Raw genomic sequence first — 21665 nt, 5'->3', positions numbered from 1 at the left:
GGCCTCCGGTCCATCTCGTGAGACCAAATCAAAAAATCTGCAAGTAAAATCGCGCTTCGCGGAATGAAATCGCTGTTTTTTTGTGCAATATATCACATCTATTGTGAATAACTTTTAGTAGCTGAGTTTAATGGCAATTAGTAAGGGCGTTTGGAACTACCGTTGTTTAATGCCTTTACCTTTAATCCGGCGATATAAGCCGTTTTATGTGCCATAAATTACATAAGATATATGTTGGCTTTTTAAAGCGCGTAAAACTGCACACACATTTTGATCCACGGTAATGGCTATAAAACCCATTAACCGGCGCAATGGCTGGCAAAGCGGTTTGCAAACAAAAGCCGCGATGGTCGCTCCGCAGCGACAGCCACCCTCAGGCTAAATACCTGATGAATTGCTTAGACCTAATTTCACGCGCTCTTCGCCGGATTGGCGTTCTGGCCGCAGGAACCGCGCCATCCGATATCGAAGCCAATGACGCGCTCGATGTCCTCAGCGCCATCTATCTCCGCCTCATTACGGAAGGGGTGTTCGGCACCCTCCGCGATGTAGTCCCGACCGGCGATTACACCGCTGGCGAGAACGAACGCGTCATCCGCAGCAACGGTATGGTCGGAGTCATCTCGCTTCCCGACACCATCAACGATTGTGGCCGGGATCGTGCCCCGCTCGATGGCTCTTTGGTCATTATCTCGGACAGCTACACCGATGAAACCGAAGCTTGGCTCTACGACGGCGCGGTCAAATCGTGGGTGCTGCTTACGGAGCTAACCCTCACCGACACCGCACCGATGAGCAACCGCGATCCTCTCGGTCTCGTCTGCACCCTCGCAACCGAGTTGGCCGATGAGTATGGCCAGCAAGCCTCAGATATTATCCGCATGAACGCCGCCCGGTTCCACATGGGCATCGCGCATAATTGGTCCAACCCGTCCACGGTTGTTCGCGGTGATTATTTCTGATGCCCGCGATTCCTCTCGGGCTGCAAAGCTATGATCGCAAGCGCGGCGAACAGCCTGAAACGCGCCTCGTAAATCTATATCTCGAAACGGACGAAAGCGGTGCTTCGCCAGACGAAACTTACAGACTTCAACGGCCCGGTCTCGTGGCGCTGGCCGATTTCCCGGCTCCGATCCGTGGGATTTACCAGAGCGATAATGTCCTATCCAGCCTCACGGTCGTAGTCGCCGGGGACAAGGTCTACACCACGGACGGCGCGAATATCACGCTGATCGGACCCATCACCAACGATGGCGATCTGGTCACGATTGCCTCTACTTTCGAGCGGGTTGGCATCTGTTCGGCTGGCGAGTTTTGGAGCTACGACGGGGACACGCTGGTCCAAATCCCGCTCCCCGATAATCAGAACATCATCGATTTGGATGTCCTCAACTCCTATTTCTTGGTCGGTCTCAGCGATGGCCGGTTCTTCTGGCTGGTGCCGGGTGCCGATAGCTTCGACGCGTTGAACTTCGCGACGGCGGAAAGTCTTCCGGACGGCATCGTCGGTGTTCGCCGCCTCAAAGACGATTTATTTCTGTTCGGAAGTCGCAGCATCGAAGTCTGGCAATCTACCGGCCTCGCCGACGCGACCTTTCAGCGCGCGCCCGGTCGTTTAATGGATCGTGGCGTTATGTCGCGCGATAGCGTCTGTTTATTCGACAACAGCGTCTTGTTCGTTGGCGACGACGCCATTGTCTATCGCCTGTCCGATACTCCGCAGCGCATTTCATCCTTCGGCATAGAAGAAAAAATCCGTCGCAGAACCGATCTCTGTTCCGCGTTCGTCTTCACCAGCGAAGGCCATAAGTTCTACTGTCTCCGCATCCCCGGCGTTGGCACCTACACCTACGACGCGGCCACCAAGGCGTGGACCGAGTTCGCCACCCTCAACGCTACGGTTTGGCTCCCGGTGGTCGGTATGGACACTAACGCGGGTCCGCTCTGTGCCGCCTCCAATGGCAAGCTCTACCGGCTCGATCCCGACGCCACGACCGATGACGGCACCGCGATCCAGAGACTGGTCACAGGCACCATCGCCTTGCCCGCCATTCCCGTCCGCAACACCAGTTTGGCAATCGGCGTTGGCTGCGAGGCTCCGGCGATCTTCAAAATGCGCTACCGCGATGCCCGCGATGCCGATTGGTCTCAGCCGATCATGCTCAATGCCCGCACCGGTAGCGACATCCTGAACGCCTATCGATTGGGTGCCACGAAAGGGCCGTCCAGAACCTTCGAAATCTCAACGATCAGCCCGACGAATATCCGCATCAGCGGCGCGCTCGCGAACGAAAGTTGGAGCGTCTGATGGCATTGAAGTTCCTCAATATCGCGAAGATCATCGCTGGCCGGAAGATCGTGGATCCGGAGACTGGCAACCCCACGACCGAGTTCATGCGCCAGCTAAACGACCAGTTTACGAACATCCAATCCGCTGTGAACTCAATCAAAGAGCAAGCGGACGATATCGAAACAAGCCTCCGACAAGCCGGGATCGCGATTACGACGGCGGAAGAAGTTCGCGAAATTGCCCTGCAACAGGGCAGGGAAGCGAGCCTCGTGGCCAGCTATGTGGACCCGAACGGCGTCCTCTCCGCTGCGGTCGATAGCGCAGACACGACCAAAGCCATTATCACGGTCATGGCGCACACCCGCAAATATGGCGATGGATCGTCGGTTTCAGTGGCGGGCGGCACCGTCTCCGGGCTGAATCTCGCGACGATTTATTATGTCTATTACAATGACCCGCAGCAGGCCGGTGGCACCGTCACCTATTTCGCCACGGATAATCCGCTCGACGCGGGGAACGGGCAGGGGAGACACGCGGTAGGGGATGTCCCGACCCCCGGCACCAGCACTAGCCCTCCATCAGAAGGCGGCGGCAGCTTCCCACCCGGCGTTCAGTGCCCGACCGTCGAGACCATGATTTTGATGGCGGATGCGTTCTGCTCTGGTCCCGGCGTTGAGGTTGAGGCTGGATCGATCAGGGCTGGCGACTTCGTTTGGACCCAACACGAAACGACCATGGAATGGGGCGCTTATCCCGTGGAGGCCATTCGCTTGCTCGAACGCCCGATCATGCAGGCGGACGGTTATCCGGACGCTACCGCAGAGCATCCGTTCTGGATCAACGGCGAATGGGTTCTAATGCGCGAGCTTGGCCAACCGGCTGGCCGCGCGACCATCGCCCATATGACTATCACGGACGCTCACACCTTCGTTGCACGCCATCCCGGCCATGAGTCTGGCAAGCTTTCACACAACAAGCGCCAGCAAGAATATCCGACCGACACCCCATGAGAACCTATGACCCATCGGCCTTGAACACGCTGGCTAATCACCCCGAAACCGTAAGATGGCTACTATGGAACCCGGAGGATCATCCTGAGACCGATGGATTTCTTCTGTTGGACAACTTGTTCGAAGACTGGCGCTTCATCGTCCTGCATAACGGTGACCGCGAATTGACGATGGACGATGTGATGGCTGGCGCTCCGCTTCCTTCGCTCGCGCTGATTTTCGAATGGTCCGCCCCCGGTGTCTATGAGGTTCACACGATCAGCCATCCCAACGCACGCGGCGGCAATCTCGTGGAGGAAATGAAAGGTCTCCTGCATGAGATGTTCACGGAATGGGGAGCGGATATGATCTGGGGCCAAGTCGCGGTGGATAACCCTCGTGCCTTGAAGTTCTTCCCGAAGATCGGAGGCGTCTCCGCTGGCACTGGCCACCATCATGTAGCTGGCGATGTCGAATATTTTCGAAACTCGCGCGAAAGATGGTTAGCGGATCATTGGAACGAACATAACAAATGTTAATAACGACCTTTATGGCGTATGTTTTGTTCATCGCCGACACCATGGCGTTCCCGGCATTTATCCCTTCGCCCTCGGTAGATGTCGGGGACAACACCGTGTTCTGATAAAGATCAGGTTGCCGCTTCTCACATATGTTGGCATTGGTTAGCTGTTCCGGTGCCACCTCTCAGACCCGCGACGCGGTGCCGGGACACCTCCGCCAAAGTATAGACGCGCCAGCATAAATACCTCATGATCATGAGGTTCTATTAATATGCCCGCAGCAGTAGTAGCCGCAGGAATTGGCGCGGTTGGCTCAGTCGCTGGTGGTGTCGCCAGTGGCAAGGGCGCGAAAAGCGCAGCACAAATCCAAGCCAATTCGCAAGCTCAGCAGCTTGCACTTCAAAAAAGCATTTACGACCAGAACGCCAATCGCTTCGGGACCGATATCGGGTCTGGCGATGCCGCGTCTGGCCGCATAAATGATTTGTTCGGATTGTCGGGCAACAAAGTGGATGCGAGCGCGCTTCTCCACAGCACCCCCGGCTACCAATTCAGGGTCGATGAGGCGCTTAAAGGCGTCAATTCAAACGCTTACGCCAGCGGACAGGGCAACAGCGGTGCGACCTTAAAGGCGCTCCAAAAGCAGGCCATGAATGTCGCTGATTCGACTTTCAACACTTATGTCGATCAAGTTGGCAGCGTGGCTAATCGTGGTAGCGCCGCGAAGGGCGCTCTTGCCGGTGTCTCCACCAATTATGCCAATGCCTCTAATGCGATCTCGCAGAATGCAGCGGACGCGGCTTCCGGTGCCGCGATGTTCCAAGGCCAGAACATCAATAATACCGTCAGCGGTCTATTGAAGGCTGGCGGACAGGTGTTCGGCTCTTCGTATGGCACCCCCACACAACACACGCTTGGCGGTTCCCCAATCGATCAGAGTCTTTGGAATAACTTGCGGAAAGGAAATGGTATCTAAGAATGGCTTTTGATTTCTCATCTTATCTCCGCAACGGCGCAGCCTCTAATAACCTTGGCGATAGCTTCCGCGAAGGGCAGGAAATCGCGCGCGCGGATGCCGATGCGCAGCGTAAGATTGGATTGCAGGCGCAGGCTCAACGCGATCAGCAGGCAGCACGCACCGGCATCGCAGCCGCCCTCTCCACTGGCGATTACAGCAAGGCCGCAGCGCAGGCGGCGCTATACGGCGACGACAAATCGGCAACCGTTCTGGCCGGATTGGGCAAAGATCGTTTCGACCGTGGCGCGAAGAACACCACGGCGCTGGCCAACATTACCAACGCGGTCGGCGCGCTCCCTTACGAACAGCGCCGTGCGGCGATTGCCAGCGCGAAGCCGCTGTTGATGAATCAGGGCTTGGATGCCGCCAGCATCGACAATTTCGATCCCACGGATGACAACATCCGCGCGCTTAGCCGTGTCGATTACAGCTATGGCGCGGGCGTCGATGACTCGATCAAACAGCAGGGCGCGAACACGGCGGAGTTCAGCGCACAGACTGGCCGTATCGCGGCTGAACAGCCGGTTGTGGTGGGCGGCTCGCTGGTCACGCGGAGTGGCCAAGAGGTGTTCCGTGCACCGCAGTATATCAATAGCCCGGTCGGCAATTCGGTTATCGAAGTCGGCGGCAAGACCGCTGATGGCTACACCTCCGGGACCAATCTCGCTCCCGGTAGCGTGACGGCGGAACAGCTTTACCGCAACGCCATCGAACCCCAAGAATCTGGCGGACGGGCAGGGGCTATTGGTCCCGCGACGAAGTATGGCCGTGCCCAAGGTGCCAGCCAAATGCTCCCGGCTACGGCTCAGAGCATGGCTCAGAAACTCAATATTCCATGGCGTCCCGATCTCATGACGGCCAAGTCGCCGGAAGGTCTCGAATATCAGCGCAAGCTTGGCATTGCCTATACACAGACGGCGCTCGATTCGACCGGTGGCGATCCAGCGAAAGCGGCTGCATTTTACCATGGTGGACCAGATCAATCGATCCACGGCCCGAAGACGCAGGCCTATGTAAATCAGGTCATGAGCCGTCTCGGGGCGGTCGTGAATCCGCAAGATACCACGCGTTCAACGCGTGTGATTCAGCAGGGCGTTCCTACAACCGGTGCCGGGAAGACGAAGGATGCCGCGAAGGATCGTCAGGCCGTTATAAGCGGTCTTGCCACCACGGACATCGCCATCCGTTCGGCAAACGATTTGCTCACTCACCCCGGCCTTAGTGCGGCGGTGGGCAGTGGGTTCGATCCAGCCAGCTACGGCAAGATAAATCCCGTCACCGGCCTCCCTTTCGCTGGCACGAATGCGGCAAACTTCCGCGCGCGCCTCGACACTTTCAAAGCGCAGACCTTTTTGCCGCAGGTTCAGGCTCTTAAAGGCATGGGCGCGTTGTCCGATGCCGAAGGTAAGAAGCTCACGGACGCCGTTGGCGCGCTCAATCCGAACATGTCGGAGGATGAGTTCAAGGCATCGCTCCGCGTCATCATTGGCGATCTCCAAGCCGCTCGTAAGCGAGCCTCCGGGCTGCTTCGTGCCGCTCCAACCGCTGCGGCTCCCGCTGGTGCAACGCCTTCGTTCCCGGCTGGCGCTGCGGCCAAGCTTCGGGCGAACCCGGCATTAAAAGACGCTTTCGAAGCGAAATATGGTCCCGGCTCGGCTGCACAGGTCTTGGGTCGATAAGATGGCCAATTTTTTCGACTCCATCATCGCCAAGCGTAATCGCACCTTGCTCGCGCCACTCGTGGCACCGATTGAGGCGGCGGATGCTGGCCGCTTCGGCAACGCTCCGGCGAATGTCGCCGCTGATCAGATGGCGGACGCTGCGGCGGATGCGCAACCTATGGCTCAGCAACAGCAGCAGGCACCGGCACCGGCGCCGGTTCAGCAGGCCGAACCTAATCCCTTCGATGAGTTCGATGCGCCCGAAGCCGCGCACCAGACGCACCAGCAAGCCGCCCCACAGCCAATGGCTCAACCCGACCCCGTCCCGGCACCCGAAGCCGCACCAGAATGGCAAGGCAACATGCAGGTCCATGGCGACCAGAAGGCGACCGTCTCGGAAGCCGATCAGCAGCTAAACGCGGATGTCGCCATGCTGATCAACAGTGGTGCGACCAAAGAACAGATCGCGGCTCGTCTGGCGAAAGACGGGAAGGGATTGGACACGCTGTCTGGTCTCGATGAAGCTTTGGCATGGCGGAAAAACAACCGGGGCACGATTCAGGTCGGCATCCAGACCACGCCAGATCGGGCGCAAACCGAATATCACGGACCCGACAAGGGCAAATTTGACGCTGCGGTAACGGGCGCGCTCGATGCCGTCTCGCTTGGCGCTGGCGACGAAATCGCGGGTGCCGTCGATGCGGCTGGCAACAGCATTGGCAACATCGTCGGTCTTGGTGATGGCCAGTCATTCGGAGACCGATACGCGCAGAGCCGCGATGCTAACCGCCAGCAGCTTACCGACGCGCAACATTATAATCCCGGCTCCTATCTGACCGGGCAGATCGCGGGTTCACTCGCCACGCTACCGTTCGGCGGCGAAGCCGCCGTTGGTCGCACCGCTCTGCAAACGGCTGCTCGTGCCGGTGCCGAAGGTGCCGCTTACGGTGGCGTCTACGGATTCAATTCCAATGACGGTGGTATCGTGGACCGTCTCGAAAGCGGTGCCAAAGGTGCCGCACTTGGTGCCGGTCTCGGAGGCGTTGTCGGTGGCGTGACTGGCCGGATCGGCGAACGGATCGCAGCCAACCGCGCTACCCCAAGCGAAGCGCGCCAACTCCTTAACGCCACGGATGCCCTCAACGCTGGCGTCCCCCGCGCCGAACAAATCCGCCCGATAGTCGGGCACACCAGCGGCGGCGGTCTCGCATCGACGCTAACCGCGACGGGTGAAGGGCTGTTGATCCCCGGCTACCTTGGCGGCATCCAGCGCGCTACCCGTGCCGTTGAAGAGAACTCCGGCCTCGCCCGCGACCGTATCGCCAACGATGCGGCTGGCGGCATTGCGGAAGACCTCAACGCCGTGGCCGCAAGACAGGCCAACCCGCATTCGCCGGGATCGCTTGCAGCCTATGAGGCTGAATCGAAGCTCGCCAGCGACCATCTTTATCAGCAAGCGGCGGACGCGGCTGGCAATGTTCAGCTACCTACTCCACGCACCATCGCGGCAATCGACCGCAAGCTGGCGCAATGGGATGCCGTTCCGGGCGGTGTCGCCGGGTCTCAGTCTCTTCGCGATCTCCGCGATAATCTGGCGGCGGGCACTTTCTCCGTGGATGGCCTTCGCCGCCTTCGGACATCGTTCGGCGACAGCATCGACAGCGGCAACCGCACCGTCCGTGAAGCCGCGAACTCGCTTTGGCCACGGCTCAGCGAAGACATCAGCGGCGGATTGTCTCGCAACGGTCTTGGGGACGCGGCTCGCCTCTATCGCCAAGCCGATCAAAATTATGCGGCTCGTGGCCAAAATCTCGAAGCGATTCGGACGATCTTGGGCGATGGACAGCACAGCGCGGACACCGTGGCGGACAATATCGCCCGCATGTCGAGAACCGACTACGGCCAGCTTGCACGGTCTCTGGCCGTCCTCCCGGCTGATCAACAGGCCAGTGTTCGCGGAGCGATCATCAACAGTCTTGGCCGCGCGAATCCCGGCAAGCAGGATTTGACCGGGGAGGCATTCTCTTTGGAAACCTTCCTCACCAGTTGGGGACGGGACAAGTTCAGCAACGAAGCCAAGGCGGCGATCCTCCCGGCTCGGACCGTGCGCGATCTGGATAATCTCGCGCGTGTGGCATCATCGAACCGGGCACTCCGCGCTAAGGGCAACGCCAGCCGTTCCGGCTACACGGTCGGCAACATCGCGGAGTTGGGCGCGGTCGGGATGGGTGGCTTGCTCAATCCAGCCGTCCTCGCAGCCCTCGGTGGTGGTAGGCTTCTGGCGTCTCCCGGCGTTGCCCGCGCTCTTGTAGCGGCATCGGAGAACCGTGGGATTGAGGTAGTGGCGAAGCGGTTGTCAGAAGCAGCCCGTCGCAATCCGGCCATGGCTCAGAACATCCTCGGTCTCAAAGACGCGCTGGTCTCCGGTAAGGTGCCCGACCACGCCATCACGATTGACGGCCAGCCCAAAGTCGATCCCGTCGAGACCCAAGCCCCGGTTCAACCTGCGGCAGAACCCAACCCCTTCGATGAGTTCGATGAGGTGAAGTGATGCACACGCAAATTGCACAGAAGGCGCTCCACATCGCCACCACATCGCCATTCCCGCAGAGCTTCGACGGTAGCGGAACGCTGTTCTGGTTTGCCCTATTCTCCCTCACGGTCATTCCGTCATTGGCGATTATGCTTGGCGGCATGCTGGCCACTCATCTTTATGAGGATCGCGAGCTTGGCATTGATGCCGCAGCCGCGTTGCGAGCGTTGGTTCTGGCCGTCTGTGTGACCGCCACGATGCGATGCGTGCCAGAGGTGGCCTCTATGATCTCATACGGCGAAGCCGCCCCGGCGACTTTGCAGACGATCCTATCGGTTAAGCGGGTCTTCGACTCCGTGTCTTTGGTGCCGGTGTTGTTCTGGATGGCCACCTTTTGGGTCTATTATCCTGAAATCCTCTTGCGCCTCCGTTCGCCGTCCTCGGTCGTCTGGCAGGACCACAAATTGGCCAGCCTTAAACGGTTCATTTCAGTGGTTATTTTGGCTGCGGCTCTGGCCGGTAGCGTCACCCTCGGGATGGCATTCCGATAAATAGTCTGTGATCAACTACCCTGCCAGCGTCGGCCTCGTTGTAAGCGCCGCTGCATCCGGGGCCACGATGACAGCCGTTCCCCATTCCCCCATCGGTTGGGTGATGCCCATCTTTTGCGCCTGCTTCGCCGCTTTGATCGTCCGGGGCATCACGATCTCGACGCCATCGAAGCGCAAGAAAGTGTGGGTGTTCGAGCTACTCGTGACGGCGTTGTCCGTGCTGTTGACCGGCGTGATTGTCGCCGACCGAGGGCTGGGGATTATGAACGCCACGCTGTCCGGGATCGGGATCGGATCGCTTGGCGTGGGCGTCATCAGCATCGCCAAATCAGCCGGGGTGACGATGATCAAGAATCTGGCGCGCTCGATCCTGAGCACCACGCCTCCGGACGATGATCCGAAGGGCTGATAAGTCGCTGACTTTTAATTTGGCTTTTAATCTGGCTTTTTGACCGTCCCGTCAAAATGCCGCTTGCTGTAAACAACCGCTTACGCGTATCAATTGGAACAGTAGGAAGGGACAGGGCTGGCACCCAAGACTTGCGCGATGCGCTGCTAAACACGCAACCGCTGAGCCTCTTGCGAGACCCTTCCTACTATTCCCATGGGTTCGAGATGGGAACCCACACCCGGACTGTGTGGCGATTCGCCCAAAGGCGCAACCCGGTAAATGGCAGATTAGGGACTCGGTTCGTCGCTCGCACGAGTCATTTCATGGCAAAGATTCAATCGGTTCAAGATGTGATGCCGCTCAAAGCTGGCCTCCGAAAAACGCAAGGGCTGAGCGGCGATTCCAATATTTATTTTTCGGCCGCTTCGGACATTTCATTTAGTAGCGCCGGTCATGCCCAAAGCATCTTAGCTCGTGGTTATTGTCGCGCCTTCGAGGCTGGCGCGAAGCCTCCCGATCAACCCGTGATTCCCGACCTGATTACCGATTCGGGGCAATGGCCCAAAAAACGGCAGTTCTGCGTGGGTAAACGGATGTTTCCTAAACCGTAGGCCGCGTGTTCGAATCTCGCCGGGGACACCAATCCTGCAAAGCGGCTCGAGTCACATGCACCTTGGTGCATGAACATTATACCTCTGCATGATTGAGAAGTTGGAAATCGTTCCACAAATGTTCTCGCCTGACGATTGGCGGGGGCAACATGGTTCACATATCGGAAGACCTACGGCGACGCGCGTTTACGACCTGGCTGCGGACGGGGAATCTGCCCTCGGTTCGCAAGGTCGACGGCATCGAACTCAAGTTCAATTCCTGGCATGACCCGGAAAACGGTCGTTTCACGTTTGCCCCGGGCGGCCCGCGCGGGCGGGTAAGCAGATATGCTCGGCCGGCGGGTTCTAGCACACCGGGTCGCGGCGTTGGGGCAACCGACCGCAGAGCAGGCTCAGCTACATCGTCGGAGGCGAACAATGTCCGGCCTCCTGCACGTCTAGGATCCGCGGGTCGCGGTAGTAATAGCCGGGCATTCGAAGACCCGATGACGTTGGAACAGGCGGTGCCGGGCCTGCGTAATTCGCCGGCCGGCCCAATTTTCGCGATCGCCGATAATATTTTCGACCTAACCGGGCCGGGTAATGGCGCGGCGGTCGAAATCCTGAATGACCAGTCACAACAGGTTATCAGGGAGATCAAGGCGATCGACCCGACATGGCACTATGAGGGCCTTGGCCCGGTGGAAACCGTGGAAGGCAATATCAACAAGCTGAACGAACTTCGGTTTACTCGAGCAGCCGTACTGCTGCGCGTCCGTCAGGACATAGGGCCTCTGCAAGTCGAGACATTGCGATTTATCCAAGAGCGGACGGACAAGGCGTACGATCGCGGTGTAGAGTTATTGCGAACGGGAAAGCTGAAAATTCGCCTTTCTGAGCAGGAAGCGTTGGGCAACTACATCGATCGCGAAGTGCGTGGCGAACTTCGCGAACGCTATAATCAGGCGGGGATCGACTCCGCTGCAAAGGGGCCGGTGCGTGTAAACCGCAGGGAAGACGACAGTTCCGGCACCGATTTGACCTATCGGCGACCCGATGCCCGCGCGGGTAATATCGCATATGATGTAACGCTTACTCGCAAGACGTTGCAGACGCCGCAAGTCCGTGGTTTCTTCAACGCCGACTTCCGACCTAGTAGCGTCGTCATTATTCGCCCACGTCAGTTGGGGGCGGAATCGAGCTATGTTATTTCACGTCCGGAGACCAAGCGATGACTATTCCCTGGCCCAATCCTTATCACAATCCCAATCCCTATATTCCGGCGTCGCTCAGCGAGGTGAACGACCTGATAGGATCGATGGTGTTGGGGGCGCCCACGTTCATCGACGATACCGGGGTTTTCCCGAACCGTAACATCGACAGCCGGTTCCATCAGTTGGTGGAGGGGTTCGGCCTCGTGCGCAAGAAATTGGGAGAAGATCGCTATGCACGGCTGATCGACATGGCCGCGCGGGCCAAGGCGTTGTTCGCCGACGATCCTACCGACAGCAATGGCAAAACCGACGTCGGGCGCCAGCTGCTTTATGACATGGAAGATGTTCTGAGCGAGGTCCGTTCTCGTCGTGTGAAGGAAAAATTGCCGGATGACGATGGCGAGATCAGCGGCGATTAAAGGAGAAACACGAGCGATCGATCCTCCGACTGAGCGCCTGCTGTCGTCGCTTGCTTCCGATTCCCCAAACGAAAAAGGCCCGGACAGCGATGCTGCCGGGCCTGTTCCGTGCCTGTTGGCGGACGCGGGCGGAGCCGCGCCGGCGGTTAGGCCTTGAGGTGCGCCGCGATGTACTTGTTCATCTCGAACATCGTGCACTTGTCGCGACCGAATACCTTCTTCAGCTTCTCGTCTGCGAGAATTTCACGCTTGTTTTCCGGGTTCTGAAGGTTGTGCTTCTTGATGTACTCCCAGACCTTTGAGATCACTTCGCTGCGCGGCAGCTTGTCGTTGCCGACGATCGCACCGAGCTCGGGCGACGGCTGGACGGGGGCATGGATGCCGCCGGTCTTGGGGGCCGCGGCCGCAGTTGGGGTCTTCGCCATAAATTGTCCTTCCTGATGTGCCGTTCAAGCCGACATCGATTCACGCCTTCTTCAGCGCGCCCTCCTTGTGCGCCGCCTTTCCGCCGTTGTCACTCCTTACAATAAACTGCGGATCATCCTTGGTGGCGGCGACCTTGTGACCCTTGATGGTGGTGGGGCTGGTCTGTTTCTTCTCGACATGGCCATGCGCGGTGCCGCCGTGCGATTTCCAAGTGACTTCGTCGCCTTTCTTCAGGTCGCTCATGCTCGCTCTCCTCTGTGCGAAGTAACAGCGCGGGAGCGGTCGGTTGGTTGCAAGAAAAAGGCCCCCGGCTTGTCGCCGGAGGCCAGAAGGTTCAAGTATTGGAGCCTTGGATCAGAACGACTTGCGCACCGTGATGCCGTATGTGCGCGGCTGATTGGGATAGCCGCTATAGCTCCCGTCCTGCGCCACGGTCGGGAAGGTCGAGATCAGGAAATTATCCTGCGTCAGGTTGCGGACGAAGCCCATCACCTCAAGCTGGGCCTTCACGAAAGTGACGCCGATGCTGGCGTTGACGATGTTCTGGCCATAAGTCGACAATTCCGGCGGAGTCGTGTCGGTAAGCTGGAACTTGCTGGTGTAGTCATATTCGCCCCGCAAGTAGGCGTTGATGCCGTCTGACAGATCGTGGCTGAGCGTGGCGGAGGTGGAGACGCTCCACTTCGGGATGCCGGCCGGAACCGTACCGGTGAGATCGCGAAAGTTGGGGCGCAGCCCGGTCAGCGGATTGATCGGGCAGCGGACCGTATCATAATTCACGCAGGCCGCGCCGGTGAAGGAGTCGAACTTCGGATCCAGGTATGTTGCCGCCGCAGTGAAGGATAGGAACGAGATCGGACGGTACGCGGCATCGATCTCGAAGCCCTTGACCGACTCCTTGCCGGCATTGACCAGACTGTAGCCGAGACCGGTGAAGGCGTTGGACTGGAATCCCTTGATCGTCTGTTTGAACACCGCGAGGTTGAAATAGCCGCCGGTGAACTTGGCCTTCAGGCCAGCTTCGTAGACGGTGACGTTTTCTGGGGCTGCCGAACGACCGACGCCGTTCGCGTCTGGCGGACGACTGTCCGAGGACAGATTGTATGCGCCGGCCTTCCAGCCAGTCGAATAGCTGGCATAGGCGTTGACGAAGCCGAAATCGTAAGCGGCACGGGCCGCATACGTGACCTTGTCGCCTTTAAGGATGCCGGATTCGTTGGCGTTCGGAAAGTTGACCGGCGCATGATTGGCGGTGTTGGCGTAGAAGAATTGCGCGCCGTTCAGAGCGAACGGGTTAACCCCGGCGCGCGAGGCTGGGCATGGGGCCGAGCCGGGGCCGGGCAGGCGAGAGCCGAGCGACGATCCGAACAGGTTCACCGGAACCGTGCCGCCCGGCACATAGCCCTTTTGCAACAGGCAACCCGCCACGCTTGCGGGCAACGCAGCGAACGGGACGAAGCCGAAGCGAGGAATATTCTCGAGGTTGAGCAGCGAGAACTGATCGGTCACCACCACATCCGATTGCGCCGCCTTGCGGTCGTTGAGATACGACAGGCCGCCGGTCAGCGTCAGGCGATCGGTAACCTTGTAATCGGCCTGGCCGAAGATCGAGAACGAGCGCTGCTTGAGTTTGTAATTGTCCGTGATGCCTTGGCCTGGTGCGAAATACGTGCCGGTCGGCAGGCCTTGCAGGCCCTCCAGCAGCGGCAACAGGCCACCGGTCAAGGCGTTCAGATATGTCCGGGCGTCTGTACCGAAGGCTACCCGGCGACCGGTGTCGAGCTTCTCATCCTGATAAAAGCCTCCAAGCAGCCAGGAGAACGGACCGTTGCCATCCGATGCGAGACGAATTTCCTGCGTGAAGGTCTTGATTTCATTGGCAGTGGTATTGTTCGAAATATCGGCTGCCGTGAAATCGATGTCCTGTTGCGACTGATTTACCTGATTGCGATACGCGGTGATCGAAGTCAGCTTGGCGAAGCCTACATCCCAGTCTGCCTGGGCCGAAATACCCTCGCCGCGCACGCGGTTGGTGGGGTTGGTGTTGAAGATGACGTTGCGGTCGAACACCGCCGCCGGATTGCCGATATTCTTGCCTACGCCACCGGCCGAAACCGGCGCGCCGATCAATTGCGTTGCCGGCCCGTTCAGAATCGTCAACACGCCGCAGCAGCGTTCCTTGATCAGATTATAGTCGGCGATCACGCGCAGTGAGAAATCGGACGATGGCTGCCACAATATGTCGCCGCGAATCGAGTGCCGGTTCCGATCGTTGACATCGGATCCGGTAGTAACATTCCTGAAATAGCCGTCGCGCTGATTGACGCTGCCAGACAAGCGCACGGCGATGGTTTCGCTGATCGGCCCGGTAACGGTGGCGCGCGCCTGCATCTGGTTGAAATTGCCATAGGTGATTTCGGCCTTGCCACCCCCTTCGAACGACGGCTTCTTGGTGACAATACTGATCGCGCCGGCCGACACGTTCTTGCCGAACAAGGTGGATTGCGGCCCGCGCAGCACTTCGACGCGCTCGATCTCGGGCAGATCGTCCAGGCCAGCGGCGGAGCGTGAGCGATACACGCCGTCGATGAAGACGCCGACCGAACTTTCGATGCCGTCGTTTCCGTTGCCGTTGCCGAAGCCACGGATGATGAAGTTGGTCTGGCCGACCGCGTTGAGCTGCGCGACCTTGAGCGAGGGAACGACCGACTGGAGATCGATCAGATCGCGGATCTGCGCGCGTTCGATCGTCGCCTGCGACGTGACGGAAACGGAGATCGGCACGTCCTGCAGCGTCTGTTCGCGTTTGGTGGCAGTGACGATGATCTCTTCGTCCTTGCCATTGTCCGGCGCGCTTGATGCGCTGGTACGGGGTGGATCGGAGGGCAGCGACGGCGTGTTGGTCTGCCCGACCGCCGGCATCGAGATGACCAGGGCGAGCGCGGATGCGGCGAACAATTCGAATTTCTTCATGATTTCCCTCTCCTGTCTTCGCTGGCGATCTTCGGGGTCGTCTTGCGAAATCTGTCTCTCGACCCCACAGACGTAGACCCCGCCGGAAAGCGCCGTCAATGGCCTAATCCCACGCAAAACTGCGGGCTTGCGCCGCCGTTGCCCAAATGAGACAGGTGGCATGACAGCCCAATTCACACAGAGCGCGCTTGCCGTAGCGTCACCCTGTGCTTGTTTGTTCTAGGAATTATAGATGACCGACCTCGGATCGGATCCGGAGCCTGAAAAAATTGCCGCCATACCGGCGAAGATTGCCGTGCCGGAAGAGGTTCAGGAGGCGATCCGCACGCTGATCCGCTGGTCGGGCGACGATCCGACGCGCGAGGGACTCGTCGATACGCCGGTCCGCGTGGCGCGCGCCTGGAAGGAATATTGCAGCGGATACGACGACGATCCCCGGCAGCACCTGTCGCGTGTGTTCGACGAGGTCGGCGGTTACGACGAACTCGTCCTGCTGAAGGACATCCCGTTCCAGTCGCATTGCGAGCACCACATGGCGCCGATCATCGGCAAGGCGCACATCGCCTATCTGCCGCGCGACCATGTCGTCGGGATCTCCAAACTCGCGCGGGTGCTGAACGCCTTCGCCCGGCGGCTACAGGTGCAGGAGCGGCTGACCGCCGAGGTAGCGGACTGCATCTGGGATGGGTTGAAGCCGCATGGCGTGGCGGTGGTGATCGAGGCGAGTCATGCCTGCATGACGGCGCGGGGCGTGCGCACTCCGGGCGTCAAGATGGTCACGAGCCGTATGATGGGGGTGTTTCGCGAGGACGAACGCAGCCGCAAGGAAGTGCTTGCGCTGATGCACGGATGATCGACGGGCGGACGATCCTTGTGACGGGCGGCGCGAAGCGGCTGGGCGCGGTGATCGCGCGGGCGCTGGCTGCCGACGGCGCGCGCGTCGTGCTGCATTACGGGTCGTCGCGCGAGCTGGCCGAGGCGCTGGCCGGGGAGATCGGCGCGGCGGGCGTGGTGCAGGGCGATCTGGCCGACAGCGCAGCGATCGACGATCTGTTCGCCCAGGCGCGGGTCGTGGCCGGTGGGCCGGTTCAGGGGCTGGTCAACAGCGCTTCCGCATTCGCGTACGATACGCCGCCCGCGCTCGATGCGGCGCTGCTGGCGCGGCTCTACGCGATCGGGCATTCGGCACCGGTGTTGCTGGCGTCGGCATTGGCGCGGCAGGACGATCTGGTGGAGGGCGCGGTGGTCAATCTGCTCGATCAGAAGGTGGCGAATCTGAACTCCGATTTCTTCTCTTACACCGGCGGCAAGACGGCCCTGGCCGGTGCGACGGCGATGCTGGCCCAGGCTTTGGGACCGCGCATCCGCGTGAATGCGGTGGCGCCGGGGATCACGCTGCCGAGCGGCGACCAGAGCGAGGACGAGTTTCGCGCGGTCGCGAGCGAGAATGTGTTGCGCCGACCGGTCGATCCGGCGGACGTGGCGCGCGCGGTGTCGTTCCTGTTGGGCGCGGCGGGGTTGAACGGGCAGACGCTGTTCGTGGATTGCGGGCAACGCTTCCTGAAGCGCGACCGCGATGTGATGTTCGACCGTGACCATGGCTGAGTTCACCACGATCCTGGATAGCTTGGCGGTCATGATCCGGCTTGGCATCCACCCCTATGAGGTCGAGCCGCAGCGGGTGATCATCTGGGTCGAGATGACGGTCGATTATCCGGAGCCGCTGGGCCAGGATGCAATCGAACAGGTGCTGGATTACGATTTCGTTCGCGAGGGCATCCTGGGATTGGCGGCGGAACGCCGCTTCGCACTGCAGGAGACGTTATGCGAGACGATCGCGGCTTTGTGCCTCGCCGATACGCGCGTTCGTCAGGTGCGGGTGCGGACGATGAAGGCCGATGTGTATCCGGATGCGCGGATCGGGTGCGAGATCTCGCGGAAGCGTTCCTGACCCCTCTCCGATGCAGGAGAGGGATCGAGAAACCCGGTCAGGCCCTGTTCGCTGCGCTCAGCACCGCGCGCACGCTCGCGGTTGCGATGTCGGTATCGAGCCCCACGCCGAATACGATACGTCCCTCTGCCGTGCGGCATTCGACATAGGCCGCGGCCTGCGCATCCGCGCCGTGGCCGATGGCGTGTTCGCTGTAATCGACCACGTCGAGCGCCGGCCCCGTACTGTCGCCCAACGCGGCGATGACGCCGGAGATCAGGCCGTTGCCGCGCCCGGAGATCGAGCGTTCCTCGCCATCGACCGCGACGCGGCCGACGAACAGCCGCTGACCGCTGGCACCGCTTTCCTCATAGTCGCGTAGCGCAAACCGGTCGGCGTCGCGCGCCAGATAAGTACGTTCGAATACCTGCCAGATATCGGCGGCGTTCAGTTCGCGGCTCGTTTCATCGGCATAGGCCTGCACGTAGCGGCTGAAATCGGCCTGCAGGCGCTTGGGCAGCTTAAGGCCCTTGTCCTGTTCCAGCACCCAGGCGACGCCGCCCTTGCCGGACTGCGAATTGACCCGGATCACCGCCTCGTAGCTGCGGCCGAGATCGGCCGGGTCGATCGGCAGATAGGGCACTTCCCACACTTCGTCGTTGCGCTCCGCCTGCGCGGCGAAGCCTTTCTTGATGGCGTCCTGATGGCTGCCCGAAAACGCGGTGAAGACCAGATCGCCGGCATAGGGCGTCCGTGGATGGACGGGGATGTTCGTGCAATAGTTCACGGTGTTGACGATCTCGTCGATGTCGGAGAAATCGAGCTTTGGATCAACACCTTGCGTGTACATGTTGAGCGCGACCGTGACGAGGTCGCAATTTCCGGTGCGCTCGCCGTTGCCGAGCAGGCAGCCCTCCACGCGGTCGGCGCCGGCCATCATGCCGAGTTCCGCCGCCGCGACGCCGGTGCCGCGATCGTTATGGGTGTGCAGCGAGATCACCACGCTGTCGCGGTTGGGAATGTTGCGCCCGAACCATTCGATCTGGTCGGCATAGATGTTGGGCGTGGCGCATTCGACCGTGGCGGGCAGGTTGAAGATGATCGGCCTGTCCGGCGTGGGGGCCAGCACCTCCATGACGCTCGCGCACACCTCGACCGAGAAATCGAGTTCGGCGGTGGAGAAGGTTTCCGGCGAATATTCGAACGTCCAGTCGGTCTCGGGCTGGTCGGCGGCGCAATCGCGCAGGATCTTCGCGCCCTCGATCGCGATCGCGCGAACCTCGTCACGGGTCATGCCGAAGACGATCTTGCGCCACGCCGGGCTGACCGCATTGTAGAGATGGACGATCGCGCGCGGCGCGCCCTTCAGGCTCTCGAAGCTTTTCTCGATCAGGTCGCGGCGCGATTGGGTCAGCACTTGGATCGTCACGTCGTCGGGGATGCGGCCGTGCTGGACGAGGCCGGAGATGAAATCGAATTCGGTCGCGCCGGCGCTCGGGAAGCCGACCTCGATCTCCTTCAATCCGACCTTGCACAGCAGATCGAACATCCGCGTCTTCTTTTCGGCGTCCATCGGGTCGATCAACGCCTGGTTGCCGTCGCGCAGGTCGGTCGAGAGCCAGCGCGGAGGCTGGACGATCGTCCGGGACGGCCATTGCCGGTCGGGCAGATCGATCTGGGGGAAGGGGCGGTATTTTACGGAAGGATCACGCAGCATCGGGTGTCTCGCAGAACTTCGGGTCGTCGTTCGGGGCGGGTCGGTCCCTTAGGCGGGTCGCTGCGCCGCGCCTCAGGGCGCGCACGGCGAGGTATCGCGCCTAAGGGCGCGTAAGTCGAAGCAGCGAAAGGAGCAGGCCTTGCGTCATTGCCGCGTGCCTAGCTCGGCGAGGTGCGTGCTGTCCAGCGTGGATTGCGGCTTGATCGATCTCAATGCCCGCGATGGCGATCGATATTAGGAGGGCGCGATGGATACCGATCACACGCCGCTGCGCCAGCTTCTTTATGTGAGTTCAAGCACTCCGTCCGTCGTGATCGACGTGCCACGGATCGTCGCGCAATCGCGACAGAACAATGCTTTGGACGGCGTGACCGGCCTGCTGTGGAGCGACGGTAAGCGCTTTCTGCAAGTGCTGGAAGGGCCGGCCGACAGCGTCTCGGCGACGTTCGCGCGGATCCGGCGCGATCCGCGCCACCGCGCGATCGTGATCCTGCACGATCGCGAGATCGAGACCAGGCAGTTCGGAAGCTGGACGATGGCGCAACGTGGGGCAGGGGACAGCGGCGATGCGTTCGATGCGCAGATGCGACGCCTGCTCGACAACGCATCGGACAGCGTGCGCGGCAGTTTTCTCGGCCTGATCGCGGCGCGGGCCTGAGGACGGCGTGTTGTCCAGCCCCTCCCTTTTGGAGGGAGGGGCTGGAGCCATGCGCTTATTTCTGGAACGCCGCGGCGATCTTCAGCTTTACCGCGTCGGACACCATCGGGATGCCCATGTCGACGCCGAAGTCGCTACGCATCAGCGTGGTGGTCGCTTCGAAGCCGACATTCTCCTTGCCGCCCATCTGTGCCGGCATCTTGCCCGCGCCGTAGAAGGTGACGGCCAACGTCACCGGCTTGGTGATGCCGTTGAGCGTGAGATTGCCGACGACGGTCGCCTTGTCCCTGCCCAGCGGCTTGACCGAGGTGGAGACGAACTTGGCGTCGGCGGGGGCGGGGCCGAAGAAGTCGGGCTTGCCGCCGTCCTTGCCGGCGCGGAGCATATGCGCGGTCAGACCGGCGCTGGCGGTCGTCACCTTGGACACCGGGATCGTGATATCGACCTTGGACGCGGCGGGATTCTTGGGATCGAGGGTCAGGGTGCCGCTGATGTCGCCGAACAGGCCGAAATAGGGCGTGAAGCCGAGATGGTTCACTTCCCAACTGACCAAGGTGTGGTTGGGGTCGGCCGAGTAGGTGCCGCCGGTGATGGCGGCGGTGCTCTTGGTGCCGGGGGCCTGCATGGCCTGCTGGGCGATCAGCGGGGTAGCGATCGCTGCGGTGGCCGCGAGCAGGATGAGGGGGATGCGCATGAAATGTCTCCTGTTGTTGGGTACATGCTGGCCCAGGACCGGGAGAGGGTCAAACCTTTGCAGGGCAACGCATCGTTTCGTGGGCGATACTGTCAATCAAAGGTTGGCGGGAGAAGGGACGGTTGCGACCGGTTGGTATCCGGCGCGTCGATCCAGTCGCGGTCGCGCAGGTTGGCATTCGCCAAGCCGCGTGCGCGAAAGCGACCGGCCAGAAAATCGTAGAAGAACCAGTCCTTCAACGCGAACGGAGTGATGTGGTACAGCAGCCGTTCGAACAGCGTCCAGCGGACATGCGCAGTCCGGCCGCGCCGCGCCGATGGCATGCAGACATGATCGATCCGATACCGCGATCGCCCGACCTTGTGGATACGCTGCATCAATTCATGGTCGTCGAGCACCCACGGCCACGCTTCCGATCGTGGCCCGCCCACTCTGCGCAGCGCATCGGTGCGGAAACACTGACCGAACGTGCCGGTATGCGCCTGACGCGGCATCAACATGCTGGCCAGCCGTTTGTGGTGGCACCTCAACCGCGCGGACAGGCTGGCGGGAGGGGCGGGCAGATCGATCGCCATCGCCGCGACGACGCCCGGTCGGCACAACATCTGCTCGGCGCGTGCGAGATAGTCGTCGGGGTACCAGGTGTCGGCATTCCACAGCGCGACGAGGGGCGTTTCGACATATTCGAATCCGGTCTTCAGCGCGTGGCTGGGGCCGGGGCAGGCCTCGTGCACGAAGAGCACATCGATATGCGGTGCCGTCGATAGAAGCGATCGGCACAACGCCTCCGAACCGTCGGTCGAACCATTATCCACCAGGATGAGACGGAACGACGCGTCACGTTGCGCGACGGCGGCCGCTATCGTCGGGCCGATGAACGCGGTTTCGTTGAAATAGGGCAGCACGATCGACCAGATCGGATTGCAGCCCCCGGTGCGCACGCGACGACCTCCCCAAAACCGCTAACAAGATATATCCTATATATCCTATCGAAAGTTTTGGACAGTCGCTTCATGCCGTCGTCAAACGTAGGCTGGTGCCTTCCCAATGGCCCGCATTTTGCGCGCCTCGGGAAGACACCAGCCTGCGT

Annotated in this window: 22 protein-coding genes; 16 read left to right on the top strand and 6 right to left on the bottom strand. The window is 60.6% G+C overall.

What is annotated here, in order from left to right; genetic code table 11:
* Positions 1–311 precede the first annotated feature (311 nt).
* From ASG11_RS17770 to ASG11_RS17720, 12 genes are all read left to right on the top strand, one after another.
* Positions 312–962: a hypothetical protein gene (locus ASG11_RS17770; protein WP_055783446.1), complete on the top strand. Its 651-nt coding sequence runs from the start codon at positions 312–314 to the stop codon at positions 960–962.
* Positions 962–2308: a packaged DNA stabilization protein gene (locus tag ASG11_RS17765; RefSeq protein WP_055783443.1), complete on the top strand. Its 1347-nt coding sequence runs from the start codon at positions 962–964 to the stop codon at positions 2306–2308. The genes ASG11_RS17770 and ASG11_RS17765 overlap by 1 nt, the downstream gene beginning before the upstream one ends.
* Positions 2308–3300: a hypothetical protein gene (locus ASG11_RS17760; protein WP_055783440.1), complete on the top strand. Its 993-nt coding sequence runs from the start codon at positions 2308–2310 to the stop codon at positions 3298–3300. Before ASG11_RS17765 ends, ASG11_RS17760 begins: the two co-directional genes overlap by 1 nt.
* Positions 3297–3818, top strand: coding sequence for a GNAT family N-acetyltransferase (locus tag ASG11_RS17755; RefSeq protein ID WP_156363863.1), 522 nt, complete (start codon positions 3297–3299; stop codon positions 3816–3818). Before ASG11_RS17760 ends, ASG11_RS17755 begins: the two co-directional genes overlap by 4 nt.
* Before the next feature lie 253 nt (positions 3819–4071).
* Entirely contained in the window at positions 4072–4776 is a 705-nt protein-coding gene (locus ASG11_RS17750; RefSeq protein ID WP_055783435.1) for a hypothetical protein, read from the top strand.
* A 2-nt stretch (positions 4777–4778) separates the two neighbouring features.
* On the top strand, positions 4779–6497 hold the full coding sequence (locus ASG11_RS17745) for a lytic transglycosylase domain-containing protein (protein WP_055783430.1): 1719 nt from the start codon (positions 4779–4781) through the stop codon (positions 6495–6497).
* 1 nt (position 6498) lies between these two features.
* On the top strand, positions 6499–9030 hold the full coding sequence (locus tag ASG11_RS17740; protein WP_156363862.1) for a hypothetical protein: 2532 nt from the start codon (positions 6499–6501) through the stop codon (positions 9028–9030).
* Positions 9030–9563: a hypothetical protein gene (locus ASG11_RS17735; protein ID WP_055783425.1), complete on the top strand. Its 534-nt coding sequence runs from the start codon at positions 9030–9032 to the stop codon at positions 9561–9563. The genes ASG11_RS17740 and ASG11_RS17735 overlap by 1 nt, the downstream gene beginning before the upstream one ends.
* 7 nt (positions 9564–9570) lie before the next feature.
* On the top strand, positions 9571–9972 hold the full coding sequence (locus ASG11_RS17730) for a hypothetical protein (RefSeq protein ID WP_156363861.1): 402 nt from the start codon (positions 9571–9573) through the stop codon (positions 9970–9972).
* 305 nt (positions 9973–10277) lie between these two features.
* Positions 10278–10565 (top strand): hypothetical protein, encoded by a 288-nt coding sequence (locus tag ASG11_RS18860; RefSeq protein ID WP_156363860.1) that lies wholly within the window; start codon positions 10278–10280, stop codon positions 10563–10565.
* 485 nt (positions 10566–11050) lie between these two features.
* The gene (locus ASG11_RS17725; RefSeq protein WP_055783419.1) at positions 11051–11779 is read left to right on the top strand and encodes a hypothetical protein; all 729 of its coding nucleotides are present in this window, start codon (positions 11051–11053) and stop codon (positions 11777–11779) included.
* Entirely contained in the window at positions 11776–12177 is a 402-nt protein-coding gene (locus ASG11_RS17720; protein ID WP_055783416.1) for a hypothetical protein, read from the top strand. Before ASG11_RS17725 ends, ASG11_RS17720 begins: the two co-directional genes overlap by 4 nt.
* Before the next feature lie 146 nt (positions 12178–12323).
* Here ASG11_RS17720 and ASG11_RS17715 read toward each other — a convergent pair whose 3' ends face one another.
* The 3 genes from ASG11_RS17715 to ASG11_RS17705 all read right to left on the bottom strand — a co-directional run bounded on the left by ASG11_RS17715 (position 12324) and on the right by ASG11_RS17705 (position 15576).
* Positions 12324–12602, bottom strand: a complete 279-nt coding sequence (locus tag ASG11_RS17715; RefSeq protein ID WP_055783413.1) for an SWIB/MDM2 domain-containing protein — start codon at positions 12600–12602, stop codon at positions 12324–12326.
* 40 nt (positions 12603–12642) lie between these two features.
* On the bottom strand, positions 12643–12846 hold the full coding sequence (locus tag ASG11_RS17710) for a DUF2945 domain-containing protein (protein WP_055783409.1): 204 nt from the start codon (positions 12844–12846) through the stop codon (positions 12643–12645).
* Between the two features lie 111 nt (positions 12847–12957).
* The gene (locus ASG11_RS17705) at positions 12958–15576 is read right to left on the bottom strand and encodes a TonB-dependent receptor (protein ID WP_055783406.1); all 2619 of its coding nucleotides are present in this window, start codon (positions 15574–15576) and stop codon (positions 12958–12960) included.
* Between the two features lie 232 nt (positions 15577–15808).
* Here ASG11_RS17705 and folE point away from each other — a divergent pair, with 232 nt between their 5' ends.
* Genes folE through ASG11_RS17690 form a run of 3 tightly spaced genes read left to right on the top strand, consistent with a single transcriptional unit; the run spans position 15809 to position 17527 of the window.
* A complete protein-coding gene (folE, locus tag ASG11_RS17700) occupies positions 15809–16429 on the top strand; it encodes a GTP cyclohydrolase I FolE (RefSeq protein ID WP_055783404.1) in 621 nt (206 codons plus the stop codon).
* The gene (locus ASG11_RS17695; RefSeq protein ID WP_055783402.1) at positions 16426–17181 is read left to right on the top strand and encodes an SDR family oxidoreductase; all 756 of its coding nucleotides are present in this window, start codon (positions 16426–16428) and stop codon (positions 17179–17181) included. The genes folE and ASG11_RS17695 overlap by 4 nt, the downstream gene beginning before the upstream one ends.
* On the top strand, positions 17174–17527 hold the full coding sequence (locus ASG11_RS17690; protein WP_055783399.1) for a dihydroneopterin aldolase: 354 nt from the start codon (positions 17174–17176) through the stop codon (positions 17525–17527). The genes ASG11_RS17695 and ASG11_RS17690 overlap by 8 nt, the downstream gene beginning before the upstream one ends.
* Positions 17528–17564: 37 nt before the next feature.
* Here ASG11_RS17690 and leuA read toward each other — a convergent pair whose 3' ends face one another.
* Positions 17565–19223, bottom strand: a complete 1659-nt coding sequence (leuA, locus tag ASG11_RS17685; RefSeq protein ID WP_055783397.1) for a 2-isopropylmalate synthase — start codon at positions 19221–19223, stop codon at positions 17565–17567.
* A gap of 247 nt (positions 19224–19470) precedes the next feature.
* Between leuA and ASG11_RS17680 the strand changes: the two genes are divergently transcribed.
* Positions 19471–19881 (top strand): BLUF domain-containing protein, encoded by a 411-nt coding sequence (locus ASG11_RS17680; protein WP_236697585.1) that lies wholly within the window; start codon positions 19471–19473, stop codon positions 19879–19881.
* Positions 19882–19936: 55 nt separating this feature from the next.
* Here the strand turns inward: ASG11_RS17680 and ASG11_RS17675 are convergent, their stop codons facing one another.
* Both ASG11_RS17675 and ASG11_RS17670 read right to left on the bottom strand, forming a co-directional pair.
* Complete coding sequence (locus ASG11_RS17675) at positions 19937–20575, bottom strand: YceI family protein (RefSeq protein WP_055783395.1); 639 nt, start codon at positions 20573–20575, stop codon at positions 19937–19939.
* Between the two features lie 92 nt (positions 20576–20667).
* Entirely contained in the window at positions 20668–21516 is an 849-nt protein-coding gene (locus ASG11_RS17670; RefSeq protein WP_055783392.1) for a glycosyltransferase family 2 protein, read from the bottom strand.
* Positions 21517–21665 lie beyond the last annotated feature (149 nt).

The sequence above is a fragment of the Sphingomonas sp. Leaf357 genome, from assembly GCF_001423845.1.
GTDB lineage: Bacteria > Pseudomonadota > Alphaproteobacteria > Sphingomonadales > Sphingomonadaceae > Sphingomonas.
This window is presented reverse-complemented; position numbering and strand designations above follow the sequence as displayed.